Below are 20,542 nucleotides of genomic sequence, written 5' to 3'. Positions count from 1 at the left end.
GTTCCGCTGTGGGCGCGACGGGCGGGATGGGGAGTCCTGGCCCCTTCAGGGGTTCGGCCACCGGCTCAGCCGCAGCCGGCTTTCGAAACGCAGCTCCTCCCCGGTGACCGGGTCGGTGAACTCCAGTCGCCTGGCCAGGAGTTGCAGCGGCCGACGGTAGTCCTCAACCTCCGGTTCCGGCACCAGGACCGGGTACAGCGGATCGTCGAGGATCGGGACGCCCAGGCCCGCCATGTGCACCCGCAGCTGGTGCGTCCGGCCAGTGAACGGCTCCAGCCTGTACCGGCCCAGACAGTTGTGATGCTCCGTCAGGACGATCCGGCTCGCACTGTTGGGCTCGCCCGGCTCCTCCCGGGCGGCCCACACCCCGGGTTCCTTGACGATCCGGCTGCGCACCGTCACCGGCAGTTCCAGGGACGGGTCGTACGGGGCGAGCGCCTCGTACTCCTTCCGCACCAGGCGGTTCTGGAACAGCTTCTGGTACGCGCCCCGCAGCTCCGGATCGGCGACGAACAGCACAAGCCCGGCGGTGAGCCGGTCAAGGCGGTGGGCCGGTTGCAGCAGCGGCAGGTCGAGCTCGCGCCGCAGCCGGGCCATGGCGGTCTGGGTGATGTGCCTGCCGCGTGGTGTGGTCGCCAGGAAGTGCGGCTTGTCGGCGACCACGATCCGCTCGTCCCGGTGGATCACGGTGACGGGGAACGGCACCACTGACTCCGGCGCGAAGTCCCGGTGGAACCACACGTTCAGGCCTTCTTCGTACGGTGTACCCGCGGTCACGGGCCCGCTCAGGGTGACAAAACGGCCGGTGTCGAGCATCCGCGCCACCTCGGCCACACCGATCACGGAAGCGAAACGCTCCGCCAGATACGCGCCGACGGTGGGCCGGGCCTCTGCCGGACCGGCGGGGAGGCGGAGCCGCACCGGGTCGATCCCGTGACGCTGGGGGAGTGGTGGCGGTGGGGGAGTAGAGCGGCGGCGCATTCCCACGAGCGTACCCGGCGCCGGTGAACCGTAGTGGCACCCGGCAGGACGCGCCGGAGCCTGACCCGGCTGTTTCCGCAACACAACTCGTCAGTGCGCGACCTGCGCCCCCATCGCCAGCGACAGCGCCCCGCGCAGTGCCGCGTCCTGCGGGAACGCCGCGGCCACCAGCTCGGGCGGGAACGGCACCGCCTGGTCCAGCCGCCTGCGCAACGCCGGCAGCACGCGGGGCGCTGACCGCATGAGGCCGCCGGTGACCGCGATGCGTTGCGGGTCCAGGGCGATCGCGAGGTTCGCGACGTGTACGGCCAACTCGTCGAGCGCCGCCCCGACCAGCGCGCGGGCCCTCGGGTCGTCGTCCGCGAAGACTTCGCCGGCGTCGAGTGTCCGGCCGAGCAGCGCGCCGCCGCGCCGGGCCAGGGCGCTCCCCGAGGCGGACTCCTCCAGCGGCGCGCGACCGGCGGCGAACCCGTGGTCGCCGGGTCCGCGCAGGTTGTAGCCGATCTCACCCGCGGCGCCGTGTGCGCCCGCGAGGACGTGCCCGCCGACCAGGACGGCCGCGGCGATCCCGGTGCCGAGGGTCAGCAGGACGGCGGGATCCGCGCCGCGCAGACTTCCCCAGCGCGCTTCGGCCGCCGCGGCGGCCTTGGCGTCGGTGCCGACGGCGACGTGACCGACACCGAGTCCGGCCCGCAGCAGCGCGGGCAGGGCGAGTCCGCCCCAGCCGGGTACGTTCGGTGCGAGGAGCACCCGGTCGGGGAGGACGATCCCGGGGCTGACCGCGCCTACTCCCGTACAGCGTCCGCCCGTTCGCGCGACGGTCCGGTCGATGAGGTCGCGGGCGGCGGAGACCGCGCGGCGTACCGCCTGCTCCGCCCCGGCGCCGGCGTCGGTGGGCAGCAGGACCCGGCCGAGCAGTCCGCCGTCCGCGCGGGCGGTGGCTATCGCCATCTTGGTGCCGCCGAAGTCGATGCCGCAGACGAAGTCGCGCCCCGCGCGCCTGTCCTGCGTACCGTGGCCTGATTCGATTCCTGTGCCGTGCTCCGTGCCGGGGCGGCCCGCGGGCCGCCCCGGCACGGAGTCGCCGGTCAGGTGCGCCGTGCTCACACCGGCTCCGCGTGCGCGGCGGCGGTCTCCTCCTGCGGACGCAGGTACTGCTCGTTGATCTCCTTCGGCCCGAACGGCCAGGTCTTCTCGGACTTCGCCCAGACCAGGAAGGCCGCGCACCCGGCCGCGACCCACACCAGCGCCCACTCGATCGGGTGGCGTCCGGGCGAGTTCTTGTCGGCGTAGCAGAAGATGGCGACCCAGCCGGCCAGCGCGACGAAGCCCGGCACCGGGTAGAGCCACATCCGGTAGGGACGCTTCAGGTCCGGCTGCCTGCGCCGCAGCACGACGAGCGCCGCGATCTGCGCCGCCGCCTGCACGATCACCATGACCGCGGTGAGCAGCACGATGATGGTGTTGAAGTCGGTGTGGTTGCCGATGAGGAAGCCGGCCGCGGTGACCACACCCATCGTCAGCAGGCCCAGGGTGGGGAAGCGGTGCCTGGGGTGCAGTCGTCCGTACGGTTTGAAGAAGACCTTGTCGCGGGCCGCGTCGTAGGGGACACGCGAGCCGCCGAGCAGTCCGGCGAACACCGAGGCGAACGCCGTGACCAGGATCAGCGCGGTGACGGTCTTCGCGACGCCCGAACCCCACGCGTTCTCCAGGACCAGCGAGCCGATCGACGAGGACTCCGTGATGGTCTTGGTGTCGGTCACCCCGAGCACGCCGATCTGCATGACCAGGTAGACGGCCGCGATCCCGGCGATGGAGTAGACGGTCGCGCGCGGCAGCACCCGGCTCGGGTCCTTGACCTCCGCGCCGAGGTACGCGGCGGTGTTGTAGCCGAGGTAGTCGTAGATGCCGATGTTCAGACCGCCCACGAAGGCCAGCCAGAAGCCGGTCGTGCCGATGTCGAACGCGCCGTCCGGGTAGGTGAAGGCCAGGTCCGCGTCGAAGTGTGTGTACGACGCGACGATGACCGCGCCGACGCTCACCAGCATGACCACCCACATCACCGTGCTGAGCAGCCCGATGGACTCGATCTTCCGCCACAGGAGCAGTACGACCAGGGCCACCACGGCCACACCGGTGACGTCCCCCTGTGTCTGGGTCATCGACGGCCAGAGGTACTGCAGGTACTGCACAAGACCGAGGACGCCGGTCGACATGATGAGCGGGATGAACAGCATCGCCGTCCAGACGAACAGGAACGGCATCAGCCGCCCCGTCCGGTACTGGAACGCTTCGCGCAGGTAGACGTAGGTGCCGCCCGCGCCGGGCATGGCCGCGCCGAGTTCGGCCCACACGAGGCCGTCGGCGAGCGCGAGCAGCGCGCCGGCGAGGAATCCGAGGACGGCCTGCGGGCCGCCGAACGTGCCGACCATGAGCGGGATGGTGACGAACGGCCCGATGCCGCACATCTGGCTCATGTTGATCGCAGTCGCCTGGAACAGGCCGATCCGGCGGGGGAATCCGCCGTCGGGCGTGTCAGGTCCGGGACCAGTGCTCACCGTGCTCCTCCTGGGAAAGCGGGGACAGGATCAGGGCGGGGGGCAGAAGACGTTCGCGTACGGATTACAGCCGCGCGGCCGCGGCGTGAACGGGCGCCGGGAAAGCGGCGTTCCGGTCCCGGCGCTTGTAAAGTTAAGTACCTTTACTAAAGCCGTCAAGAGTTAGCCGACGATCCGTCAGGAATGCGACAGGGCCGGGATGCTGACCGTCGGGCCCCACAAGCCGCCGGCGGGCCCGCCGTACAGTGGCGCATACCCCGTCACCGTCCCGCCGTCCGGAGGAAAACGATGAGCTCAGGGCAGTACACCGGCGGACCGGACACCGACGCCGCGGGCGGACAGGCGTGGAACCGGGGCGTGCTCCGCAACATCAACGAACGCGTACTCCTGGACCGGGTCTGGGAGACCGCGCCCGTCTCACGCGCGCAGCTCGCCCGCGACACCGGACTGTCCAAACCCACCGTGTCCAGCGCCCTGGAGAACCTCGAACAGGCCGGACTGGTAAGGCCGCACGGCCTCGACGCCCCCGCCCGCGGCCGCTCCGCGCTGCTGTACGAAACCGACCCGGGCGCGGGCCACGTCGTCGGCATCGACGTCGGCAGGTCGTGGATCCGCGCCGCCGTCGCCGACCTGAGCGGCCGGGTCGTCGCCCGCTCGGACAGCCCCAACCGGGCGCGCAGCGCCGCCGCGATGCTCGCCGCCGCCGTAGACCTCGCCCACGGCGTCGTCACGGGCGCGGGCCTGGGACCGTCCGCCGTCGTGCACACCGTGATGGGCTGCCCCGGCGTGTACGACACGAAGTCCGACCGCATCCGGTACGCCGTCAACCTCCCCGGCTGGGGCAGGCCGGGTCTCCGCGCCCGGATGGGGGAGGCGCTCGCGGGCAGCGTCGACATCGTCAACGACGCCAACCTGGCCGCCCTCGGCGAGTACCACGCGGGAGCGGGGGCCGGCTGCCCGCTGTTCGTCTACATCACCGTCGGCACCGGGCTCGGCATGGGCGTCGTCGCCGAAGGGCGCCTCTTCCAGGGCGCCCACGGCGCCGCGGGCGAGATCGGCTACCTGCCGCTGTCCCCGCGCGCGGCGGCCGGCCCCGGCCCGGGGCCCGTGCCGCGGCGCGGAATGCTGGAGGACGCGGTGTCCGCCGACGCCGTCGTCCGCGGCGCCCGCGCGCAGGGCATGCGCGGCAGCCTCACCGCTAAGGACGTCTTCGAGGCCGCGCGCCTGGGCTCGCGCCCGGCCGGCGAAGCGGTCCGCCAGGAAGCCGGACGCCTCGCCCACGTGGTGGCCGCCGTCACCGCCGTCATCGATCCCGAACTCGTCGTCCTGGGCGGCGGCATCGGGGCGAACGCCGACCTGCTCCTGGCCCCGATGACCGCCGAACTCCACGCGCTGACGCCGCTGCGCCCCCGGGTGGCCGCCAGCACCCTGGCCGGGGACGCCGTCGTGCTGGGCGCGGTGGCCACCGCCGTGGAGACCGCCCGCGAACGGGTGTTCACCCGCTATACGGCGTGGGCGCGGACGGGCGGGCCGTCCGTCGGTCCGCGCGGGATGTGAAATCTCCGCCAACAATTCCGGCGGTCGGGCCGCGGTACACGGGAAACGCGATGAACAGGGAAACGCGATGAACAGGGAAAACGGAGAATCCCGCCCACCGCGGTGCGGTGAACGGGATTCTCCAAGGGTGTCCGAGGGGGGACTTGAACCCCCACACCCGGTAAAAGGTACTAGAACCTCAATCTAGCGCGTCTGCCATTCCGCCACTCGGACAAATGATCGTTCCGACCTGGTGAACTCACGTCCGGGCCGTTCCGACGTGGAGAACAATACCAGCAATCCATGGGCCCTTCGACGCAGGTGGGAGCGGGCCGGAGCGGCCTCGTCCCTGCCCTGGGAGGGGGCGCGGGTGCAGGATGGGGGAGAGCACCAATCGAGCACGTATCCGTATCCGGGGAGTCGCCGACATGTCCGACCGTTCCACGCCCGCAGTGCCCACTGTCACCGCAGAAGACGAGGTCGTGGACCTCTGCCGCGACCTGATCCGCATCAACACCAGCAATTACGGGGACGGCTCCGGGCCGGGCGAGCGGTCGGCCGCGGAGTACGTGGCGGAGAAACTCGCCGAGGTCGGCCTCGAACCGGAGATCTTCGAGTCCGCCCCCGGCCGCGCCTCAGTGGTCGTGCGGATCGAGGGCACCGACTCCTCCCGCCCCGGGCTGCTGATCCACGGCCACACCGACGTGGTCCCGGCCAACGCGGCGGACTGGACGCACGACCCCTTCGGCGGGGAGGTCGCCGACGGCTGCGTGTGGGGCCGCGGGGCGGTCGACATGAAGGACTTCGACGCGATGGCGCTGGCCGTCCTGCGCGACCGCGTGCGCTCGGGCCGCCGTCCGTCCCGGGACGTCGTGCTGGCCTTCCTGGCCGACGAGGAGGCCGGCGGCCTCTTCGGCGCCCGGCACCTGGTGGACAACCACCCCGGCCTGTTCGACGGCGTGACCGAGGCGATCGGCGAGGTCGGCGGCTTCTCCTTCACCGTCAACGACGACGTACGCCTCTACCTGGTCGAGACCGCGCAGAAGGGCATGGACTGGATGCGCCTGGTCGTCGACGGCACCGCCGGACACGGCTCGATGATCGCCAAGGACAACCCCATCACCGAACTGGCCGAGGCTGTGGCCCGGGTGGGAAGGCACAAGTTCCCGGTACGGATGACAAAGACGGTGCGGGCGTTCCTCGACGAACTGTCCGACGCGCTGGGCATCGAGCTGGACGAGGACGACATCGAGTCGACCATCGAACGGCTCGGCCCGATCGCCCGGATCATCGGCGCGACCATCCGCAACACCGCGCAGCCGACGATGCTGAACGCCGGGTACAAGGTGAATGTGATCCCCGGTCAGGCGACCGCGCACCTCGACGGGCGTTTCCTGCCCGGATTCAAGGACGAGTTCTACGCCGAGCTCGACGCGGTCCTCGGCCCGCGCGTGCGCCGCGAGTCGCTGCACGGGGACAAGGCCCTGGAAACCGGCTTCGACGGGGCGCTCGTGGAGGCGATGGCCGCCGCACTGAAGGCTGAGGACCCGAAGGCGCGGACCGTCCCCTACATGCTGTCCGGCGGCACGGACGCCAAGCACTTCGACGACCTGGGCATCCGCTGCTTCGGGTTCGCCCCCCTGAAGCTGCCCGCCGACCTGGACTTCGCCGGGATGTTCCACGGCGTCGACGAGCGCGTGCCGGTGGACGGCCTGAAGTTCGGCGTACGGGTCCTCGACCGCTTCTTGGACGCGGCCTGACCGTTCCCGACCGGTCGGTCCCCAGGCAGTCGGCAAAAACCGACCATATGTACGGCTGCTCCGTCCGTGGAACAGCCGATATGCCGAGTCACTCTCCCGGGTGAATAGGAGATGCGGCCGTAGCCTGCCTGGCCCTACGTCGTTACTCCTGGTGCAGGGCGCAAGCGCACTGTTATTCCACCAAAGAGGACGAATCACATGAAGAAGATGGGCAAGGTCGCTGTTCTCACTGCTGCGACCAGCGGACTCCTGCTCGCCGGTGCCGGTGCCGCGATGGCAAACTCGGACGCTGACGGCGCAGCCGTCGGTTCGCCCGGTGTGCTCTCGGGCAACCTGATCCAGGTGCCGATTCACGTGCCCGTGAACGCTTGCGGCAACACGGTGAGCGTCATCGGCCTGCTGAACCCCGCGTTCGGCAACGTCTGCGCCAACACCTGATAAGGCTTGCGCGCCGTTCCATGGTGCGCACGGGCGGTCCTGAGGTCCTCTTCCAGAGGGCTTCGGGGCCGCCCGCCTTCAGTAGCGGGCACAGACCGGCTCGATCACACCGGCACCCTCAGGTGTCAGCAGATTCCGCAAAACGATCGTAATGCGGGCTGAAACGCACCTATGCGAGCGAATTGCCGCCAGTGCAGTGACCTCGGGTGTCCGGTGCTCGTTGAGTTCTCCGCGGGGTGACTGTCCCCGCCCCTCACTCCGGCTCGTCCGGAAATACAGACTTACAGGGGTGTACATGCAACAGCTCGCCAAGAAAGGGTTGCTGGTAGCTGTCGCCGCGACGGGGACGCTCGCCAGCGCAGCCGTCGGGGTCGCCAACGCCGGCAGTGTCGCGCAGGGCGCTGCCGCGAACTCGCCCGGCGTAGCCTCCGGCAACAACGTCCAGGTCCCGGTGAACGTGCCGGTCAACCTGTGCGGAAACACCATCAACGTCGTGGGCCTGCTCAACCCGGCCTTCGGCAACAGCTGCGCCAACGGCGGTCACACACCGCCGCCGGTGGAGCCGCCGTGCGAGGAGCCGCCACTTCCGCCGCCGCCGCCGGTGGAGCCGCCGTGCGAGGAGCCGCCACTTCCGCCGCCGCCGCCGCCGGTGGAGCCGCCGTGCGACACGCCGTTGCCTCCGCCGCCGCCGCCGGTCGACACCCCGCCGGACGATACGCCGTTGCCTCCGCCGCCGCCGCCGGGCCCGCCGCCGGTCGACACCCCGCCGGACGATACGCCGTTGCCTCCGCCGCCGCGGGTGACGCCGCCGGACGACAGTCCGCCGTTGCCGCCCCCGCCGCGGGTGACGCCACCGACCAGCACCCCGCCGGGAACTCCGCAGGTGTCCACGCCGCCGGGCACTCCCGGTAAGCCGGGCGTCCAGCGCCGGGTCGTCACCAGCAGCACCGTCGCCGAGTTGCCGAAGACCGGTAGCGCCGCAGCGATGACGCTGGCCCCCATGGGTGCCGCGTTCGTTCTCGGAGGTGTAGCGCTCTACCGCCGCTCCAAGCCCGTCGAGGGCTGAGCAGCGGACACAACGACGACCCGCCTCCCCGCGCCACAGTGCGGGGAGGCGGGTCGTCGTGCGTGGAGCCGGTCACATCGTGCGGACCTGCCGGATGATCCGGCGGCGCAGCCGGACCTCCCTGCGGCCGTCCGGGTAGAGCCGCAGTCGGTCCAACTCCCAGTACCCGTACTCGGCGTGGTCGGTGAGGATGCGTACCGCCTGGCCCCGCGTCATACCGCGGGGCAGCGTCAGGTGCTGGAATTCGTAGTCGGCCATCGCTATCCATTGTGCGCAACCCACCCACTAGCGGATAGCTTCTATCCATGACCGGTGAAGAGCAGCCCACCCCCGAGCAGGTCCGTGCCGCGGCGGAGGCGCTCAAAGCGGCGATCGACCGCCACCTCGACGCCGTCGAACGCAGGCAGGGCGAGAGTGACCCCGCGGTGTTCGCGGCCTACGACGAGCTGGAGACCGCGGCGTCGGCGTACGACGACCTGCTGTACGACCTCTACGACGAGGTCACCCCCTTCGAAGTGGAGGACAGCGGCGACGACGCCGACGACTACCTCGGCCCCGAGGACCCGGAGGCGATCAGCGTGCTGATCCGCCGGGACTACACGGTCAAGGACCGCGAGGTGCTGATCGACCACGCCCGCCGCGCCGACCCCGAGCTCAGCGATCTCGCCGAGGACGTCCAGCCAAGCGCGGTGGACAGCACGGCGACGGCGCTGGCCGTGGTGTTCGACGTGTACGACCCCGACGAGATCGCCCAGCGGGCCCCCGAGCTGGGCCTGGCGCCCGGCGACACCACACTGTGGGTCGCCGCGTCGACGGCCGCCGAGTCCGGCGAGTGGCTGCAGGCCCCGTTCGACGACGCGGACCCCGGTACGGTCATCTACCGCTTCGAGACGAGCACGGCGTACGAGGACGACCTGGTGGTCCTGGAGCGCGAGCTCGGCTGAATCCGGTAGGGAACGGACAAGGAGACGGACCAGGGAAGGGGCCCCGCGGCGCGGGGCCCCTTCCCTGGTTCCACGGCGGCTGGTTCCAGGGGCGTCAGCCGGTGGCTTCGAGCACCGCTTGGACCAACCGGGTCGTACGGGTCCGCTCGGGGACGCCGCCGACCGCTCCCGCGAGGGCCGCTCCGGCCGCGTGCACGATCGACAGGTGCCGCTGCGCCCGGGTGAACGCCGTGTAGACCAGGGGGCGGGTCAGCAGCCCGGAGGCTTCACCGGGGAGGACCGCCACGACACCTGGACGGCGTACTCCGGCCGTGTGATGTGCGGTCACCGCCCAGCCGTGCCGCAACTCGCCGAGCCGGTCCCGGGTGACGACGGTTTCCGTGCAGTCCCGGAAGGCCACCCGCAGGCCGTCGTCGAGGGCCTCTTCGACCACCCCGTCGACCAGCCCGGTGCCGGGTACGGGAGGAACCCGTACGACCCGGTCGCCGATGTCGAAACCGCCGTAGCGGCCCTGCCCCGGGTTGAGGCGGGCCTTCAGCGCGGTGTTGAGCGCGGTCGTGCCGGCGGTGCCGCCGTACGCCGGGGCTACGACCAGAACCTCCTCGGCCGGGATGCCGAGGGCGCGGGGGATCGAGTCGGCCACCAGCTGGACGCAGCGGTGCACCGCCTCGTCGCTGCTGCGCGCGGTCACCAGGACGACCTGCCGCGCCGGGTCGTCGACAGGGGGCAGGACGCCGTCCCGTACGCCGGTGGCGAGCGCGCCCAGGACTCCGGAGGCCGCCACCTCCGACAGGACCAGCGGGATCATCCCGGTCGCCGCGATGTCCATGAGGTCGCCGAACACGCGTCCGGGCCCCGCGGACTCCAGCTCGGCCGGATCACCGGCGAGCAGCAGCCGTGCCCCGTCGGGGACCGCCTCGAACAATGTTGTCGCGGCTTCGATGTCGAGCTGGGTGGCCTCCGTGACGACGAGCAGGTCGAGCGGCAGGTTCCCCTCCGCGTCGGACTCCACGGCCTGCCCGGACAGCAGCTCGCGCAGGGTCACCGCCGACAGGTGTCCCGCGGCCCGCAAGCGGTCCCGGCCGTCGACGGTCGGCGCGGCGACGAGGGTCCGCAGACCAGCACCCGCGCCCCGGTCCACGACGTCGAGTACGGCGGCCGGCGGATCCTCCAGCGGGGAGCACGCGTACAGCAGCACGCCCGACCGGGCCAGCCCGCGCCGGAAGTCCGTGCCCTCCAGGGCCCCGTCCAGCTCCGGCGAGGGCTCCAGCGTGGCCGTGAGCCGGACGACGGCCTCGGCGAGGGACTCCTCGGCGAGCGCGTACCGGTCCAGGGCCAGGAGCACCCTTGGCGGCTCGGCCGGTTCTTCAGGACTCACCTCGTCCTCGTCCAGGTCTTCTTCGAACTCGTCCTCGGGGCCGCCCTCGGAGAAGGCCATCACCCGCCCCTCCGCGACTGCCTGACGCAGTGCCGCGTCCGGGTCGGCCACACCGAAGTGCGACAGCACCGACAGGACGGTCGCCGCGTCCACGGCGGTGTGGCCGTCCTGGGCGGAGCGCTGCAACTGCCACACGACGATCGCGCCGACCCGGCGCGGCTCGTCGGCGGTCCAGCCGGGACCCAGGACACCGCGGGCGTACAGGTCGGCCTGCTGCGGGGACAGCCCCGGCAGGGCGAGGAGGTTCCACGGGTCGGCGCGCAGCGCGTCGGCGGCCTGGTATCCGAGGACCGCGAGCACCTGCGGCGCGAGCCTGGCCGGGGCGCCACCGTCGGCCAGGGCCTTCTCGATCCCGGCGACGGCCTGGGCGCGGGCTTCGGCCTCCGCCTCGGCGGGGACCTGGAGCGGGCGCATCCCGCCGGAGGCGTCCGGCCGGGCCGGGGCTTCCGCCGCGGCTTCCGGCCCGCCGGTCACTGCGGTCGGCTCAGGGGAGGCGCCGTCGTCCGCACGTGCGGCGGGCGCGTCCGGGACCTCGGACACTTCAGGCGCGTCCGGGACCCCGGGTGCCTCCGGCAGGTCCGGCACAGCAGGAACATCGGGCACCTCAGGCACGTCGGTTACGTCGGGTACGTCGGTTGCATCAGGAAGTTCAAACATCAGGTTTACGCCTGGCTCCAGTCGTGGTCGGGGTAGCCGGTCACAGGTGCTGAGACATCGTCGAGCGCGCTGCGGATCTCCTGCGGCAGGGTCAGCGACTCAGCGGCGAGCGAGGCCCGCAGCTGTGCCGCGTTGCGCGCGCCCACGATCGGGGCGACCACGCCGGGGCGGTCCCGCACCCAGGACAGCGCGACCTCGACCGGCGCCGCGCCCAGGCCGTCGGCCGCTATCGCAACCGCGTCCACGATCCGCCGGGACCGGTCGTCGAGGTAGGGCTCGACGAACGGTGCCATGTGCTCCGACCCGCCGCGCGAACCGGTGGGTGTCCCCGTACGGTACTTGGCCGTCAGGACACCGCGGCCGAGCGGTGACCAGGGCAGCAGGCCGACCGCCAGGTCGACCGCGGCGGGCAGTACCTCGCGTTCGATGCCGCGCTGCAGCAGGGAGTACTCCATCTGGGCGCTGGCGACGACCACCCGACCCGGGGCGGCGGACTGCCAGGTGGCCGCCTTCGCCAGCTGCCAGCCGCAGAAGTTGGACACCCCCACGTACCGCACCCGGCCGCTGGCCACGGCCAGGTCCAGCGCGTGCAGCGTCTCGTCGAGGGGGGTGTTCGGGTCGTACGCGTGCAACTGCCACAGGTCGATGTGGTCCACGCCCAGGCGGGCCAGTGACCGGTCGAGGGCCCGCAGCAGGTGCCCGCGCGACCCGTCGAACCGGCGTCCGCTGAGCGGCACGCTCCCGGCCTTCGTCGCGATGACCACCTCCGAGCGCGGCACGTAGCCGTCGAGGAGTCTGCCCAGGAGGTACTCGGCCTCCCCGTCGGCGTACACGTCAGCGGTGTCGACGAGGTTGCCGCCGGCGTCCAGGAACACCTTCAGCTGTTCGGCGGCGTCGGCCTCGCCGGTGTCACCCACCCAGGTCATCGTTCCCAGACCGATGCGCGAGACCCGCAGTCCGGTCCGGCCGAGGTGTCGCTGCTCCATGGCTTGCGAGCGTATCCGCTCCCGGTGCCCCGGCGGCGTCCGGCACGGCCGGACAGGTGAGTCCCCTTAAAAGACTCAGCACGTGACTCTCGGAGGTTACCGTCGGGTAGATCACCCGGTAGGGTCCGTACCGACGATCCTGACCCCTCACACCTGTGGAGACCGCCATGCGACTCGGCATCAACCTCGGTTACTTCGGCGCCGGAAACGACGCCGAAAACCTGGCCGTCGCCCAGGAGGCCGACCGCCTCGGATACGCCGTGTGCTGGGCCGCCGAAGCGTACGGGTCCGACGCCGCCACCGTGCTCTCCTGGGTGGCCGCGCAGACCGAGCGCATCGACGTCGGCTCGGCGATCTTCCAGATCCCGGCCCGCACCCCCGCGATGACCGCGATGACCGCCGCCACCCTCGACGTGCTGTCCGGCGGACGCTTCCGCCTGGGCCTGGGAGTCTCGGGCCCGCAGGTCTCCGAGGGCTGGTACGGCGTCAAGTTCGACAAGCCCCTCGCCCGCACCCGTGAGTACGTCGAGATCGTCCGCAAGGCCATGCGCCGCGAGCGCCTCGAGCACCACGGCCAGCACTGGACCCTCCCGCTGCCCGGCGGCCCCGGCAAGCCGCTGAAGCTGACGGTCCACCCCGTCCGCGAGCACATCCCGCTGTACATCGCGGCCGTCGGCCCCAAGAACCTCGGACTCACCGGCGAGATCGCCGACGGCTGGCTCGGTGTGTTCTACGCCGCCGAGCACGCCGACGAGTCGCTCCAGTACGTCCGCGCCGGCCGGGAGAAGGCCGGACTGACGATGGACGGCTTCGACGTCGTCCCGACTCTGCCGCTGGCCGTCGGCGACGACCACGTCAAGGCCGCCGACGCGATGCGCGGCTACGCGGCGCTGTACGTGGGCGGCATGGGCAGCCGCGACCAGAACTTCTACAACAAGCTCGCCTGCCGCATGGGCTACGAGAAGGAAGCCGCCGAGATCCAGGACAAGTACCTGGCCAAGGACTACGCGGGCGCCGCCGCGGCCGTCCCGGTGGACTTCATCGACAAGACCTCGCTGCTCGGCTCCAAGGAGCGCATCGCCGACCGCATGCAGGCGCTGTCCGACTCGGGCGTGACCACCCTCACGATCACCCCGACCGGCCAGACGCTGGTCGAGCGCATCGCCGCGCTGCGCACTGCCGCCGAGGCGCTGGACCTGTCCGGGCGCGCTTCCTGACAACCGGCCTGTAGACCGCAGACGTACGGGAAATCCGTACGCGGAAATCCTTTGACGGCGACCGGCACGAAGAGACCCCGCCTTCCACGACGGAAGGCGGGGTCTCTTCGTGCCGGTCTCTTCAGCGCGGACCCGGGATGCGCTCCGCGATCACGTGGGCGAAGTCCAGGAGGCGCTGGATCTGCCCCGGGCCGCCGTCGTCGAGGGACTTGCTGAAACGGTAGGCTTCCTGCCGGAAACGACCGGTGGAACTGCCGTCCTCACTGCGGACGTTCGTCACTTCCTGGAGCGTCGGCGTGGCCAGGAAGACGTAGGCGCCGCGCAGTTGGCGCGAGCCGTCGACCGATGTGCCGACCAGTGTCCTTATGCCGACGTGCGATACCGACTGGAGCGGGATCACCTGCACCGACGAGTCGAGCACTGTGCCGCCGGGCGCCGTCGGGTCGGTCATGTCCTCGCTGTGCCACAGGACCAGCCGGTGGTCGTCGCACACCGCCGCCTCCTGCCACACGGACGTGCCGCTGGCGTTTATGTCCACGACCCGTTCGAGGGTGAACCCCCGTACGGGACGCCGCCCCAGGACCGCCCCCAGAGCCTGGAGGGCGATGTCCGGGTGCAGCAGATAAGCCCGTACGGCCTCCTCCAGCTGCTCGAAGGACGACCAGTCGGTGCTGCCACCGGACCCCGTCCCGGTGGCCGTTGGCAGTGTGCTGCGCGAAGTGCGCTGCTTGCCGGGCCTGCCGAACATCCCCACCATGATTCCCCTCAGGGCTGTGCCGTGCGTTCTGGACTCCGCCGTCCCACCCGGGAGGCGGAAGACCGTTGCTCCGAAGAGCGTAATCGCCGTTTCGCCGGAGAGTGGGTCCGCGACGCCGTGATCCGCACAACCGGTCGTACCGGAACGGACTGTTCCGGCCACCGGGGGCAGGCCTCAGAGCCAGCCGACACGCCGGAAGTAGCGGTGCAGGCCGGCGCACGCCGCGACCATCAGGAGGACGGCCGCGGGGTATCCCCAGGCCTGTTTCAGTTCGGGCATGTGCTCGAAGTTCATCCCGTACACACCGGCGATCATCGTCGGCACGGCGAAGATCGCCGCCCACGCGGAGATCTTGCGCATGTCCTCGTTCTGCCGCACGCCCACCTGCGCGAGGTTGGCGCCGAGCACGTCGGTCAGCAGCCGGTCCGCGGCGTCTATCTGCTCCGTGACCCGGGTCAGGTGGTCGGCGACGTCCCGGAAGAACGGCCGGGAACCGGCGTCGACGTAGGGCACCTCCTCGGTCGCCAGGCGGCCCATCGGGTCGGCGAGCGGCCCCGCCGCCCGGCGGGCCTCCAGGACCTCCCGCTTGAGCAGGTAGATCGGCTCCGTGTCGTTGTCCCGGTTGTTGGAGAACACCCGGATCTCCAGCTCCTCCAGATCGGTCTCAAGCTCGGCGGCGACGCTGAGGTAGTTGTCGACGACGGCGTCGGACACCGCGTAGAGCACCGCGGAGGGCCCGTGCCGCAGGATGGACTCGCGTTTCTCCAAGCCTTTCCGTACGGCCTTCAACGGGTTCCCCGGCCCGTGCCGGACGGTCACGACAAACGAGTCGCCGAGGAAGACCATCAGTTCTCCGGTCTCCACCGACGAGGTCGCCTCGGTGTAGTGCAGGGTCTTGAGCACCACGAAGAGTGAGTCGTCGAACGTCTCCAGCTTCGGCCGCTGATGCGCTTTCAGCGCGTCCTCGACCGCCAGCGCGTGCAGCTTGAACTCGTCGGTCACCAACTCGAACTCGGCGGGTGTCGGCTCATGCAGGCCGATCCACAGGAACGCGTCCCCGCTCGTCCGCGCCTCGTCGAGGGCGTCGGAGAAGTCGGAGGGTCCTTCGGTCCGCTTGCCGTTGCGGTAAATGGCACAGTCCACGATCACCCGACCATTGTGACCTGCTGCTGGAGCCGGTCAGGGGACGAACGTCTGAAATGTAAGGAATGCCATAATTTATCCGTTAGTTGTTGCCCGTAGAGTGGCCGACGTGACCTTGCTTCTGTTGGTACGACACGGGCGGACCACCGCCAACGCCTCGGGCATCCTGGCCGGCTGGACCCCCGGTGTCAGCCTCGACGACAAGGGCCGCGACCAGGCCGCCGCCCTCGGCGCGCGCCTGGCCAAGGTGCCGCTGACCGCCGTGGTGACCTCACCGCTGGACCGCTGCCGGCAGACCTCCCAGGCCCTGCTCGACGCCCGAGACGGGGCACCCGGCCTCCACGCCGACGAACGCGTCGGCGAGTGCCGCTACGGCGACTGGACGGGCCGGCCACTCGCCGAACTCGCCCAGGAACCCCTGTGGCGCACCGTGCAGGACCACCCGTCGGCGGCCGTCTTCCCCGGACCCGGGGGTGAGGCGCTGCGCGCCACGCAGGCCCGCGCCGTCGACGCCGTGTACGACTGGAACGCCCGCCTGGCGACGCCGGACGGCCCCGAAGCCGCATACGTCCTGTGCTCGCACGGCGACGTGATCAAATCCATCGTCGCCGACGCCCTCGGCATGCACTTGGACCTCTTCCAGCGCATCAACGTCGACCCGTGCTCACTCACCGTGATCAGGTACACCCCGAACCGGGCCTTCGTGCTGCGGCTCAACGACACCGGCGGGGCCGTCGACGACCTCGTCCGCGCCCCTGGACAGAGCCCGTCCGAGGACGCCCCGGTGGGCGGCGGAGCCGGCTGATCCGCCGGAAACGAACACCAGCCCGTAAGGTGCCCTTCGGAAACACCGCAGGTCCGAACAATGTCAGGCCGCAACACCGCAGGCCCCAGCACTGCATCCGAACAGTCCAGCCCGAACACTTCATCCAAAACAGTACGGAGCGGCTCGTGCCCCGCCAGGTCTTCCTGTACGACCCCCCGGAGCGGTTCGTCGCCGGCACTGTCGGCGAACCAGGACTGCGCACCTTCTTCCTGCAGGCCGCGGGCAAGTCCGGTGTCACCACCGTCGCCCTGGAGAAGGCCCAGGTGGCCGCACTCGCCGAACGTGTCGACGAACTCCTCGACGAGTTGGTACGGCGCACCGGCGGCGAGGCCCCCGTGCCCGCCGTGGCCCCGCCCGAACTGGAGGACACCGCGCCCCTCGACATGCCCGTCGTCGAGGAGTTCCGGGTCGGCACCATGGCCCTGGCCTGGGACGCCGACGACGACAGGCTCGTCATCGAAGCGCAGGCCGTCGTCCCCGGTGAGACGAACCCCGAGGAGACGCTGCTCGGCGAGGACGACGAGGAGAACGGTCCGCCACTCCTGCGTGCCCGCCTCACCGGGGCGCAGGCCCGCGCCTTCGCCAGGCGCGCGCTGCTCCTGGTCTCCGCCGGACGCCCGTCCTGCCCGTTCTGCGGCCAGCCGATGGACCCCGAGGGCCACATCTGCCCGCGTGCGAACGGATACCGCCGCTAGTGGACGCCCTGGTCCGCGAGGAAGTCCTCGACCTGCTGCGGCACGGCGCGGTCACGCTTGAGGGCCGCATGGCCGACGCGTCCAACGCCACCTTGTTCGGCCGGGTCGAACTGGACGGTGTCAGCCGCGAATGCGTCTGGAAGCCGGTGGCCGGCGAACGCCCGCTGTGGGACTTCCCCGACGGCACACTCGCGGGCCGCGAGATCGCGACCCACCTCGTCTCGCAGGCCACCGGCTGGGACATCGTGCCGCCCACGGTCCTGCGCGAGGGGCCGTACGGAACGGGCATGTGCCAGCTGTGGATCGACACACCCGACACCGCTGAACTGGTCGCGCTCCAGGAGACCGCCCAGCCCGGGCCCGGCTGGCTCCTCGTCGCCCCCGTCGGCGTCGAGAACCCGGACGGTACGGCCCGGCCCGCCCTCTTCGTCCACCGCGACCGCGAAGACCTGCGCCGCGTCAGCGTGTTCGACGCAGTGGTCAACAACGCCGACCGCAAGGCCGGCCACCTCCTGGCCGACGCGGGGGACCGGGTGTACGGGATCGACCACGGCATCTGCTTCCACACCGAGGACAAGCTCCGCACGGTCGTGTGGGGCTGGGCCGGTCGGCCGCTGCCGGCCGACTGCGTCGAGGTGCTCGGGAAACTCCGTACGTCACTCGCCGGAGAGCTGGGCGAGGAGTTGTCGTTCCACCTGACGGTGGATGAAGTCGCGGCCACCGTAAGGCGGGTGGAGCGGCTCCTCGAGTCCGGCACGCACCCGGTCCCGGACGGCCGCCGCCCCGCGGTGCCGTGGCCGCTGATCTGAACGTTGTGACGATCGTGGAGTCCGCGGGGCAAGGACCGCCCCGCGGACACCACGATCAGTTGTGCCGCCCTACCCCAGGTGTGCGGCCACCGGCACCGGCCCGCCGGTCTCCTGCGGACCGTGCTCCGGCTTCTTCTGGTTCAGCGCCACGGCCACCAGCACCGCGGTCCCCGCGAGGATCACCGCGGCCCAGCCCGTCGCCACCGTGAACCCGTGGACGATGCCCTCGTTGACGGCGGCGAAGCCCTTGGGCCCCTTCGGCGGGTGGTCCTTCATGAACGTCGCCGTCGCACTCGTCGCGACCGTGTTCAGCACCGCGATGCCGACCGAGGCGCCCACCTGCTGCGCCGTGTTGACCGTGGCCGAGGCAGCACCGGAATCCTTCGGGTCCACACCGTGTGTGGCGTAGTTCATGCCCGGCGCCATCACCAGGCCCATCCCGAAGCCGAGCATCAGCATCGACGGCAGGACGTGCGAGGCGTACGACGACTCCGGCTGCAACCGGGTCAGCAGCGCCATCCCGCCCGCCGCGATCAGCAGGCCCGGCACCATCAGCACCCGCGGGGCGACCTTGGGCACCAGTCGCGCCGAGATCCCGCCGCCGGCCACCAGGACCGCCGCCGACATCGGCAGGAACGCGCACCCGGCGACGGCGGGGGAGTAGCCCTTGACGACCTGCAGGTAGAACGTCATGACCAGGAACATCGCGAACATGCCGATCACGGCCAGGCCGATGGTCAGGTAGACCGTGCCGCGCGTCCGGTCGAGGACGACCCGCAGCGGCAGTGCCGGGGCGGCGGACCTGGACTCCACGTAGACGAACAGCGCGAGCAGCACGATGCCGCCGAGCAGCAGACCGAGCACCCGGCCCGAACCCCAGCCGTACTTCTGCGCGTCACTGCACCCGTACACGATCGCGACCAGGCCCGCGGTGATCAGCAGGATCCCGGGGATGTCGAAGCGCGCCCTGCCCCGGGCCTTGTCCCCAGTCGACGGGTCAGCCCTGTCCTGGAGCTTCCGGCCGTCCAGTACCCGGTAGGCGCCGACCGCCGCGACGATCGCGATGGGCACGTTCACGTACAGGCACCAGCGCCAGTCGAGGTATTCGGTCAGCACACCGCCGAGCACCAGGCCGATCGCGCTGCCGCCCGCCGCGATGGCGCCGAACACCCCGAACGCCTTGGCGCGTTCCTTCTGGTCGGTGAACAACACCGCGAGGAGTGACAGTGCGGTCGGCGCGAGCAGTGCCCCGAACGCGCCCTGCAGGGCCCGGGAGGCCAGCAGGACCGGAAAGGTCTGCGCGGCCCCGCCGAGCGCCGACGCCGCCGCGAACCCGCCCAGGCCGATCATGAAGGCCCGTTTGCGGCCGGTGTAGTCGGCGATCCGGCCGCCGAGCAGCAACAGTGAACCGAAGGCCAGGGTGTACGCGGTCAGGACCCACTGCCGGTCGCCGTCCGAGACCTCCAGTGCGGTCTGGACTGACGGCAGTGCGATGTTCACGATGGTCACGTCGAGGACGATCATCAGCTGGGCCAGGCCGATGAAGGCCAAGGCCGCCCACCGCTGCGGGCTCGCTCCGGTGGGCGCGATGGACGTGGGGGCGGTGCTGGTCATGGTCTGCCTCCTCGGCAGTTGTGGTTCCAGCGGTACTCGGAGTGCCGGGTCTCCGCTTGAGGTTCCGGTGCGGCTCCGGCAGTGTTCCGTGTCGGGGACTCCGGCACGACCTATTTTTGAACCGGCCCCGGGCCGGGCCCAGGACGGCTCCGGGCTGACCCCGGACAGGTCAGTGGGGCTTGTTCTTGAACTGGTTCCGGATGGCGTCGAAGTCGTTCAACGTGATGGCCGGTCCGGACAGGTCGGTACGGGCGCCTCCGCCGCAGCCGGCCCGCAGCCCGTCGAGGTAGAGCTCCAGGTGGCGGTGCGCGAGCGCGGCGTCGTCCAGCCCGAAGACCGTGGCGGCCAGCCCGGGGAGCGGCCGGGACAGGCGGACCACCATCAGCGTCAGGTCGCCGAAGGTGATCTCCGGGCGGATCACCCCGGCCCGCTGCGCGCGGGTGAGCATCGCCATGACCGGCCTCCCGACGCCGAGGCGGGCCCGGTCGACCTCCTCGTCGAACTCGACGTGTCCGGCGAGCACGGGCATGGCCGCGCCGATCTTGACGTCCAGCGCCAGGTGCGCGAAACGCCGGACCGCCTGGAAGGGGTCCCGCTCCTGCTCGACGATCACCCGGACGTTCTCCGCCATGACGGCGAAGATGTCCAGGACCACCGCGCGGATCAGCGAATCCCGGTCGGGGAACCGGCGGTATAGGGTGGCGATCCCGACGCCGGCCCGGCGGGCGATCTCGTCCAGCGGGGCGTCGGGGCCCACATCGGTGAAGACCTCGCGGGCGGCGGTGATGATCTGGGCGCGGTTGCGCACCGCGTCGGCGCGCATCCGGCCGCCGGCCGCCGGCTTCCCGGCGGGCGCTTCCGCAGCGGGCAACTCTTCAGCCGCCAACTCTTCAGCCGCCAACTCTTCAGCCGTCACCTCTTCAGCAGGAGCTTCGTCAACCGGTGCGCTTTCCGCCGGTGCTGTGGCGGCCGGTTCTGTGTCGACCGGTGCGTCCATTGCCTGCTCCTCCGTACGGGTCCGTTGAGGAAGTTTCATCGTGATTCGTGCAGGTCACCGGGCCTGGTGTGACAAGTCGTTGGGGTGCTCGCGCAGCTCAGCACGGTGATCGTTGCGGGG

The 20,542-nt window shown here is 71.1% G+C and carries 19 protein-coding genes and 1 tRNA gene; 9 read left to right on the top strand and 11 right to left on the bottom strand.

Annotated elements, in window-relative coordinates; genetic code table 11:
• Positions 1 to 45 precede the first annotated feature (45 nt).
• The 3 genes from AC0Z36_RS06570 to AC0Z36_RS06560 all read right to left on the bottom strand — a co-directional run bounded on the left by AC0Z36_RS06570 (position 46) and on the right by AC0Z36_RS06560 (position 3,539).
• The gene (locus tag AC0Z36_RS06570) at positions 46 to 981 is read right to left on the bottom strand and encodes a pseudouridine synthase (RefSeq protein WP_485461744.1); all 936 of its coding nucleotides are present in this window, start codon (positions 979 to 981) and stop codon (positions 46 to 48) included.
• A gap of 90 nt (positions 982 to 1,071) precedes the next feature.
• Positions 1,072 to 2,088: an ROK family protein gene (locus AC0Z36_RS06565; protein ID WP_485461743.1), complete on the bottom strand. Its 1,017-nt coding sequence runs from the start codon at positions 2,086 to 2,088 to the stop codon at positions 1,072 to 1,074.
• A complete protein-coding gene (locus AC0Z36_RS06560; protein ID WP_485461742.1) occupies positions 2,085 to 3,539 on the bottom strand; it encodes an APC family permease in 1,455 nt (484 codons plus the stop codon). The genes AC0Z36_RS06565 and AC0Z36_RS06560 overlap by 4 nt, the downstream gene beginning before the upstream one ends.
• 288 nt (positions 3,540 to 3,827) lie before the next feature.
• Here AC0Z36_RS06560 and AC0Z36_RS06555 point away from each other — a divergent pair, with 288 nt between their 5' ends.
• The gene (locus AC0Z36_RS06555) at positions 3,828 to 5,096 is read left to right on the top strand and encodes an ROK family transcriptional regulator (protein WP_485461741.1); all 1,269 of its coding nucleotides are present in this window, start codon (positions 3,828 to 3,830) and stop codon (positions 5,094 to 5,096) included.
• Positions 5,097 to 5,224: 128 nt separating this feature from the next.
• Here AC0Z36_RS06555 and AC0Z36_RS06550 read toward each other — a convergent pair.
• A tRNA-Leu gene (locus tag AC0Z36_RS06550) sits at positions 5,225 to 5,309 on the bottom strand.
• 194 nt (positions 5,310 to 5,503) lie between these two features.
• Here AC0Z36_RS06550 and AC0Z36_RS06545 point away from each other — a divergent pair.
• The 3 genes from AC0Z36_RS06545 (at position 5,504) to AC0Z36_RS06535 (ending at position 8,339) form a co-directional block, all read left to right on the top strand.
• A complete protein-coding gene (locus AC0Z36_RS06545) occupies positions 5,504 to 6,835 on the top strand; it encodes a M20/M25/M40 family metallo-hydrolase (RefSeq protein WP_485461740.1) in 1,332 nt (443 codons plus the stop codon).
• Between the two features lie 198 nt (positions 6,836 to 7,033).
• Positions 7,034 to 7,273, top strand: a complete 240-nt coding sequence (locus tag AC0Z36_RS06540; protein ID WP_485461739.1) for a chaplin — start codon at positions 7,034 to 7,036, stop codon at positions 7,271 to 7,273.
• A 295-nt stretch (positions 7,274 to 7,568) separates the two neighbouring features.
• Positions 7,569 to 8,339, top strand: coding sequence for a chaplin (locus AC0Z36_RS06535; protein WP_485461738.1), 771 nt, complete (start codon positions 7,569 to 7,571; stop codon positions 8,337 to 8,339).
• A 72-nt stretch (positions 8,340 to 8,411) separates the two neighbouring features.
• On the opposite strand, the gene AC0Z36_RS06530 is transcribed toward AC0Z36_RS06535, so the two are convergent.
• Positions 8,412 to 8,597, bottom strand: a complete 186-nt coding sequence (locus AC0Z36_RS06530) for a DUF5703 family protein (RefSeq protein WP_485461737.1) — start codon at positions 8,595 to 8,597, stop codon at positions 8,412 to 8,414.
• A 47-nt stretch (positions 8,598 to 8,644) separates the two neighbouring features.
• Here AC0Z36_RS06530 and AC0Z36_RS06525 point away from each other — a divergent pair, with 47 nt between their 5' ends.
• Positions 8,645 to 9,283: a hypothetical protein gene (locus AC0Z36_RS06525; protein ID WP_485461736.1), complete on the top strand. Its 639-nt coding sequence runs from the start codon at positions 8,645 to 8,647 to the stop codon at positions 9,281 to 9,283.
• Positions 9,284 to 9,377: 94 nt separating this feature from the next.
• Here AC0Z36_RS06525 and AC0Z36_RS06520 read toward each other — a convergent pair whose 3' ends face one another.
• Positions 9,378 to 11,333: an AAA family ATPase gene (locus AC0Z36_RS06520; protein ID WP_485461735.1), complete on the bottom strand. Its 1,956-nt coding sequence runs from the start codon at positions 11,331 to 11,333 to the stop codon at positions 9,378 to 9,380.
• A 50-nt stretch (positions 11,334 to 11,383) separates the two neighbouring features.
• A complete protein-coding gene (locus AC0Z36_RS06515) occupies positions 11,384 to 12,364 on the bottom strand; it encodes an aldo/keto reductase (RefSeq protein WP_485461734.1) in 981 nt (326 codons plus the stop codon).
• Between the two features lie 167 nt (positions 12,365 to 12,531).
• On the opposite strand from AC0Z36_RS06515, the gene AC0Z36_RS06510 reads away from it, so the two are divergent.
• Positions 12,532 to 13,581, top strand: a complete 1,050-nt coding sequence (locus AC0Z36_RS06510; RefSeq protein WP_485461733.1) for an LLM class F420-dependent oxidoreductase — start codon at positions 12,532 to 12,534, stop codon at positions 13,579 to 13,581.
• Between the two features lie 121 nt (positions 13,582 to 13,702).
• On the opposite strand, the gene AC0Z36_RS06505 is transcribed toward AC0Z36_RS06510, so the two are convergent.
• Together AC0Z36_RS06505 and corA are read right to left on the bottom strand one after the other, a co-directional pair.
• Entirely contained in the window at positions 13,703 to 14,329 is a 627-nt protein-coding gene (locus tag AC0Z36_RS06505) for a hypothetical protein (RefSeq protein ID WP_485461732.1), read from the bottom strand.
• Between the two features lie 183 nt (positions 14,330 to 14,512).
• On the bottom strand, positions 14,513 to 15,487 hold the full coding sequence (gene corA / locus AC0Z36_RS06500) for a magnesium/cobalt transporter CorA (RefSeq protein WP_485461731.1): 975 nt from the start codon (positions 15,485 to 15,487) through the stop codon (positions 14,513 to 14,515).
• 103 nt (positions 15,488 to 15,590) lie between these two features.
• Here corA and AC0Z36_RS06495 point away from each other — a divergent pair, with 103 nt between their 5' ends.
• The 3 genes from AC0Z36_RS06495 to AC0Z36_RS06485 all read left to right on the top strand — a co-directional run bounded on the left by AC0Z36_RS06495 (position 15,591) and on the right by AC0Z36_RS06485 (position 17,811).
• Positions 15,591 to 16,286 (top strand): histidine phosphatase family protein, encoded by a 696-nt coding sequence (locus tag AC0Z36_RS06495; RefSeq protein ID WP_485461730.1) that lies wholly within the window; start codon positions 15,591 to 15,593, stop codon positions 16,284 to 16,286.
• A gap of 146 nt (positions 16,287 to 16,432) precedes the next feature.
• Positions 16,433 to 17,002, top strand: a complete 570-nt coding sequence (locus tag AC0Z36_RS06490; RefSeq protein WP_485461729.1) for a DUF3090 family protein — start codon at positions 16,433 to 16,435, stop codon at positions 17,000 to 17,002.
• Entirely contained in the window at positions 16,972 to 17,811 is an 840-nt protein-coding gene (locus AC0Z36_RS06485; protein ID WP_485461836.1) for an SCO1664 family protein, read from the top strand. Before AC0Z36_RS06490 ends, AC0Z36_RS06485 begins: the two co-directional genes overlap by 31 nt.
• Before the next feature lie 69 nt (positions 17,812 to 17,880).
• Here the strand turns inward: AC0Z36_RS06485 and AC0Z36_RS06480 are convergent, their stop codons facing one another.
• On the bottom strand, positions 17,881 to 19,425 hold the full coding sequence (locus tag AC0Z36_RS06480) for an MFS transporter (RefSeq protein ID WP_485461728.1): 1,545 nt from the start codon (positions 19,423 to 19,425) through the stop codon (positions 17,881 to 17,883).
• 169 nt (positions 19,426 to 19,594) lie between these two features.
• On the bottom strand, positions 19,595 to 20,422 hold the full coding sequence (locus AC0Z36_RS06475) for a TetR/AcrR family transcriptional regulator (protein WP_485461727.1): 828 nt from the start codon (positions 20,420 to 20,422) through the stop codon (positions 19,595 to 19,597).
• Between the last annotated feature and the right edge of the window lie 120 nt (positions 20,423 to 20,542).

Source organism: Kitasatospora sp. UYEF31, from assembly GCF_057291755.1.
This window is presented reverse-complemented; position numbering and strand designations above follow the sequence as displayed.

Excerpts from the sequence above, each read along its gene's own strand:
- AC0Z36_RS06525 (WP_485461736.1), top strand. The coding sequence starts at position 8,645 with ATGACCGGTGAAGAGCAGCCCACCCCCGAGCAGGTCCGTGCCGCGGCG.
- AC0Z36_RS06480 (WP_485461728.1), bottom strand. The coding sequence starts at position 19,425 with ATGACCAGCACCGCCCCCACGTCCATCGCGCCCACCGGAGCGAGCCCG.
- AC0Z36_RS06505 (WP_485461732.1), bottom strand. The coding sequence starts at position 14,329 with ATGTTCGGCAGGCCCGGCAAGCAGCGCACTTCGCGCAGCACACTGCCA.
- AC0Z36_RS06530 (WP_485461737.1), bottom strand. The coding sequence starts at position 8,597 with ATGGCCGACTACGAATTCCAGCACCTGACGCTGCCCCGCGGTATGACG.
- AC0Z36_RS06570 (WP_485461744.1), bottom strand. The coding sequence starts at position 981 with ATGCGCCGCCGCTCTACTCCCCCACCGCCACCACTCCCCCAGCGTCAC.
- AC0Z36_RS06535 (WP_485461738.1), top strand. The coding sequence starts at position 7,569 with ATGCAACAGCTCGCCAAGAAAGGGTTGCTGGTAGCTGTCGCCGCGACG.
- AC0Z36_RS06475 (WP_485461727.1), bottom strand. The coding sequence starts at position 20,422 with ATGGACGCACCGGTCGACACAGAACCGGCCGCCACAGCACCGGCGGAA.
- AC0Z36_RS06510 (WP_485461733.1), top strand. The coding sequence starts at position 12,532 with ATGCGACTCGGCATCAACCTCGGTTACTTCGGCGCCGGAAACGACGCC.
- AC0Z36_RS06540 (WP_485461739.1), top strand. The coding sequence starts at position 7,034 with ATGAAGAAGATGGGCAAGGTCGCTGTTCTCACTGCTGCGACCAGCGGA.
- AC0Z36_RS06515 (WP_485461734.1), bottom strand. The coding sequence starts at position 12,364 with ATGGAGCAGCGACACCTCGGCCGGACCGGACTGCGGGTCTCGCGCATC.
- AC0Z36_RS06555 (WP_485461741.1), top strand. The coding sequence starts at position 3,828 with ATGAGCTCAGGGCAGTACACCGGCGGACCGGACACCGACGCCGCGGGC.
- AC0Z36_RS06545 (WP_485461740.1), top strand. The coding sequence starts at position 5,504 with ATGTCCGACCGTTCCACGCCCGCAGTGCCCACTGTCACCGCAGAAGAC.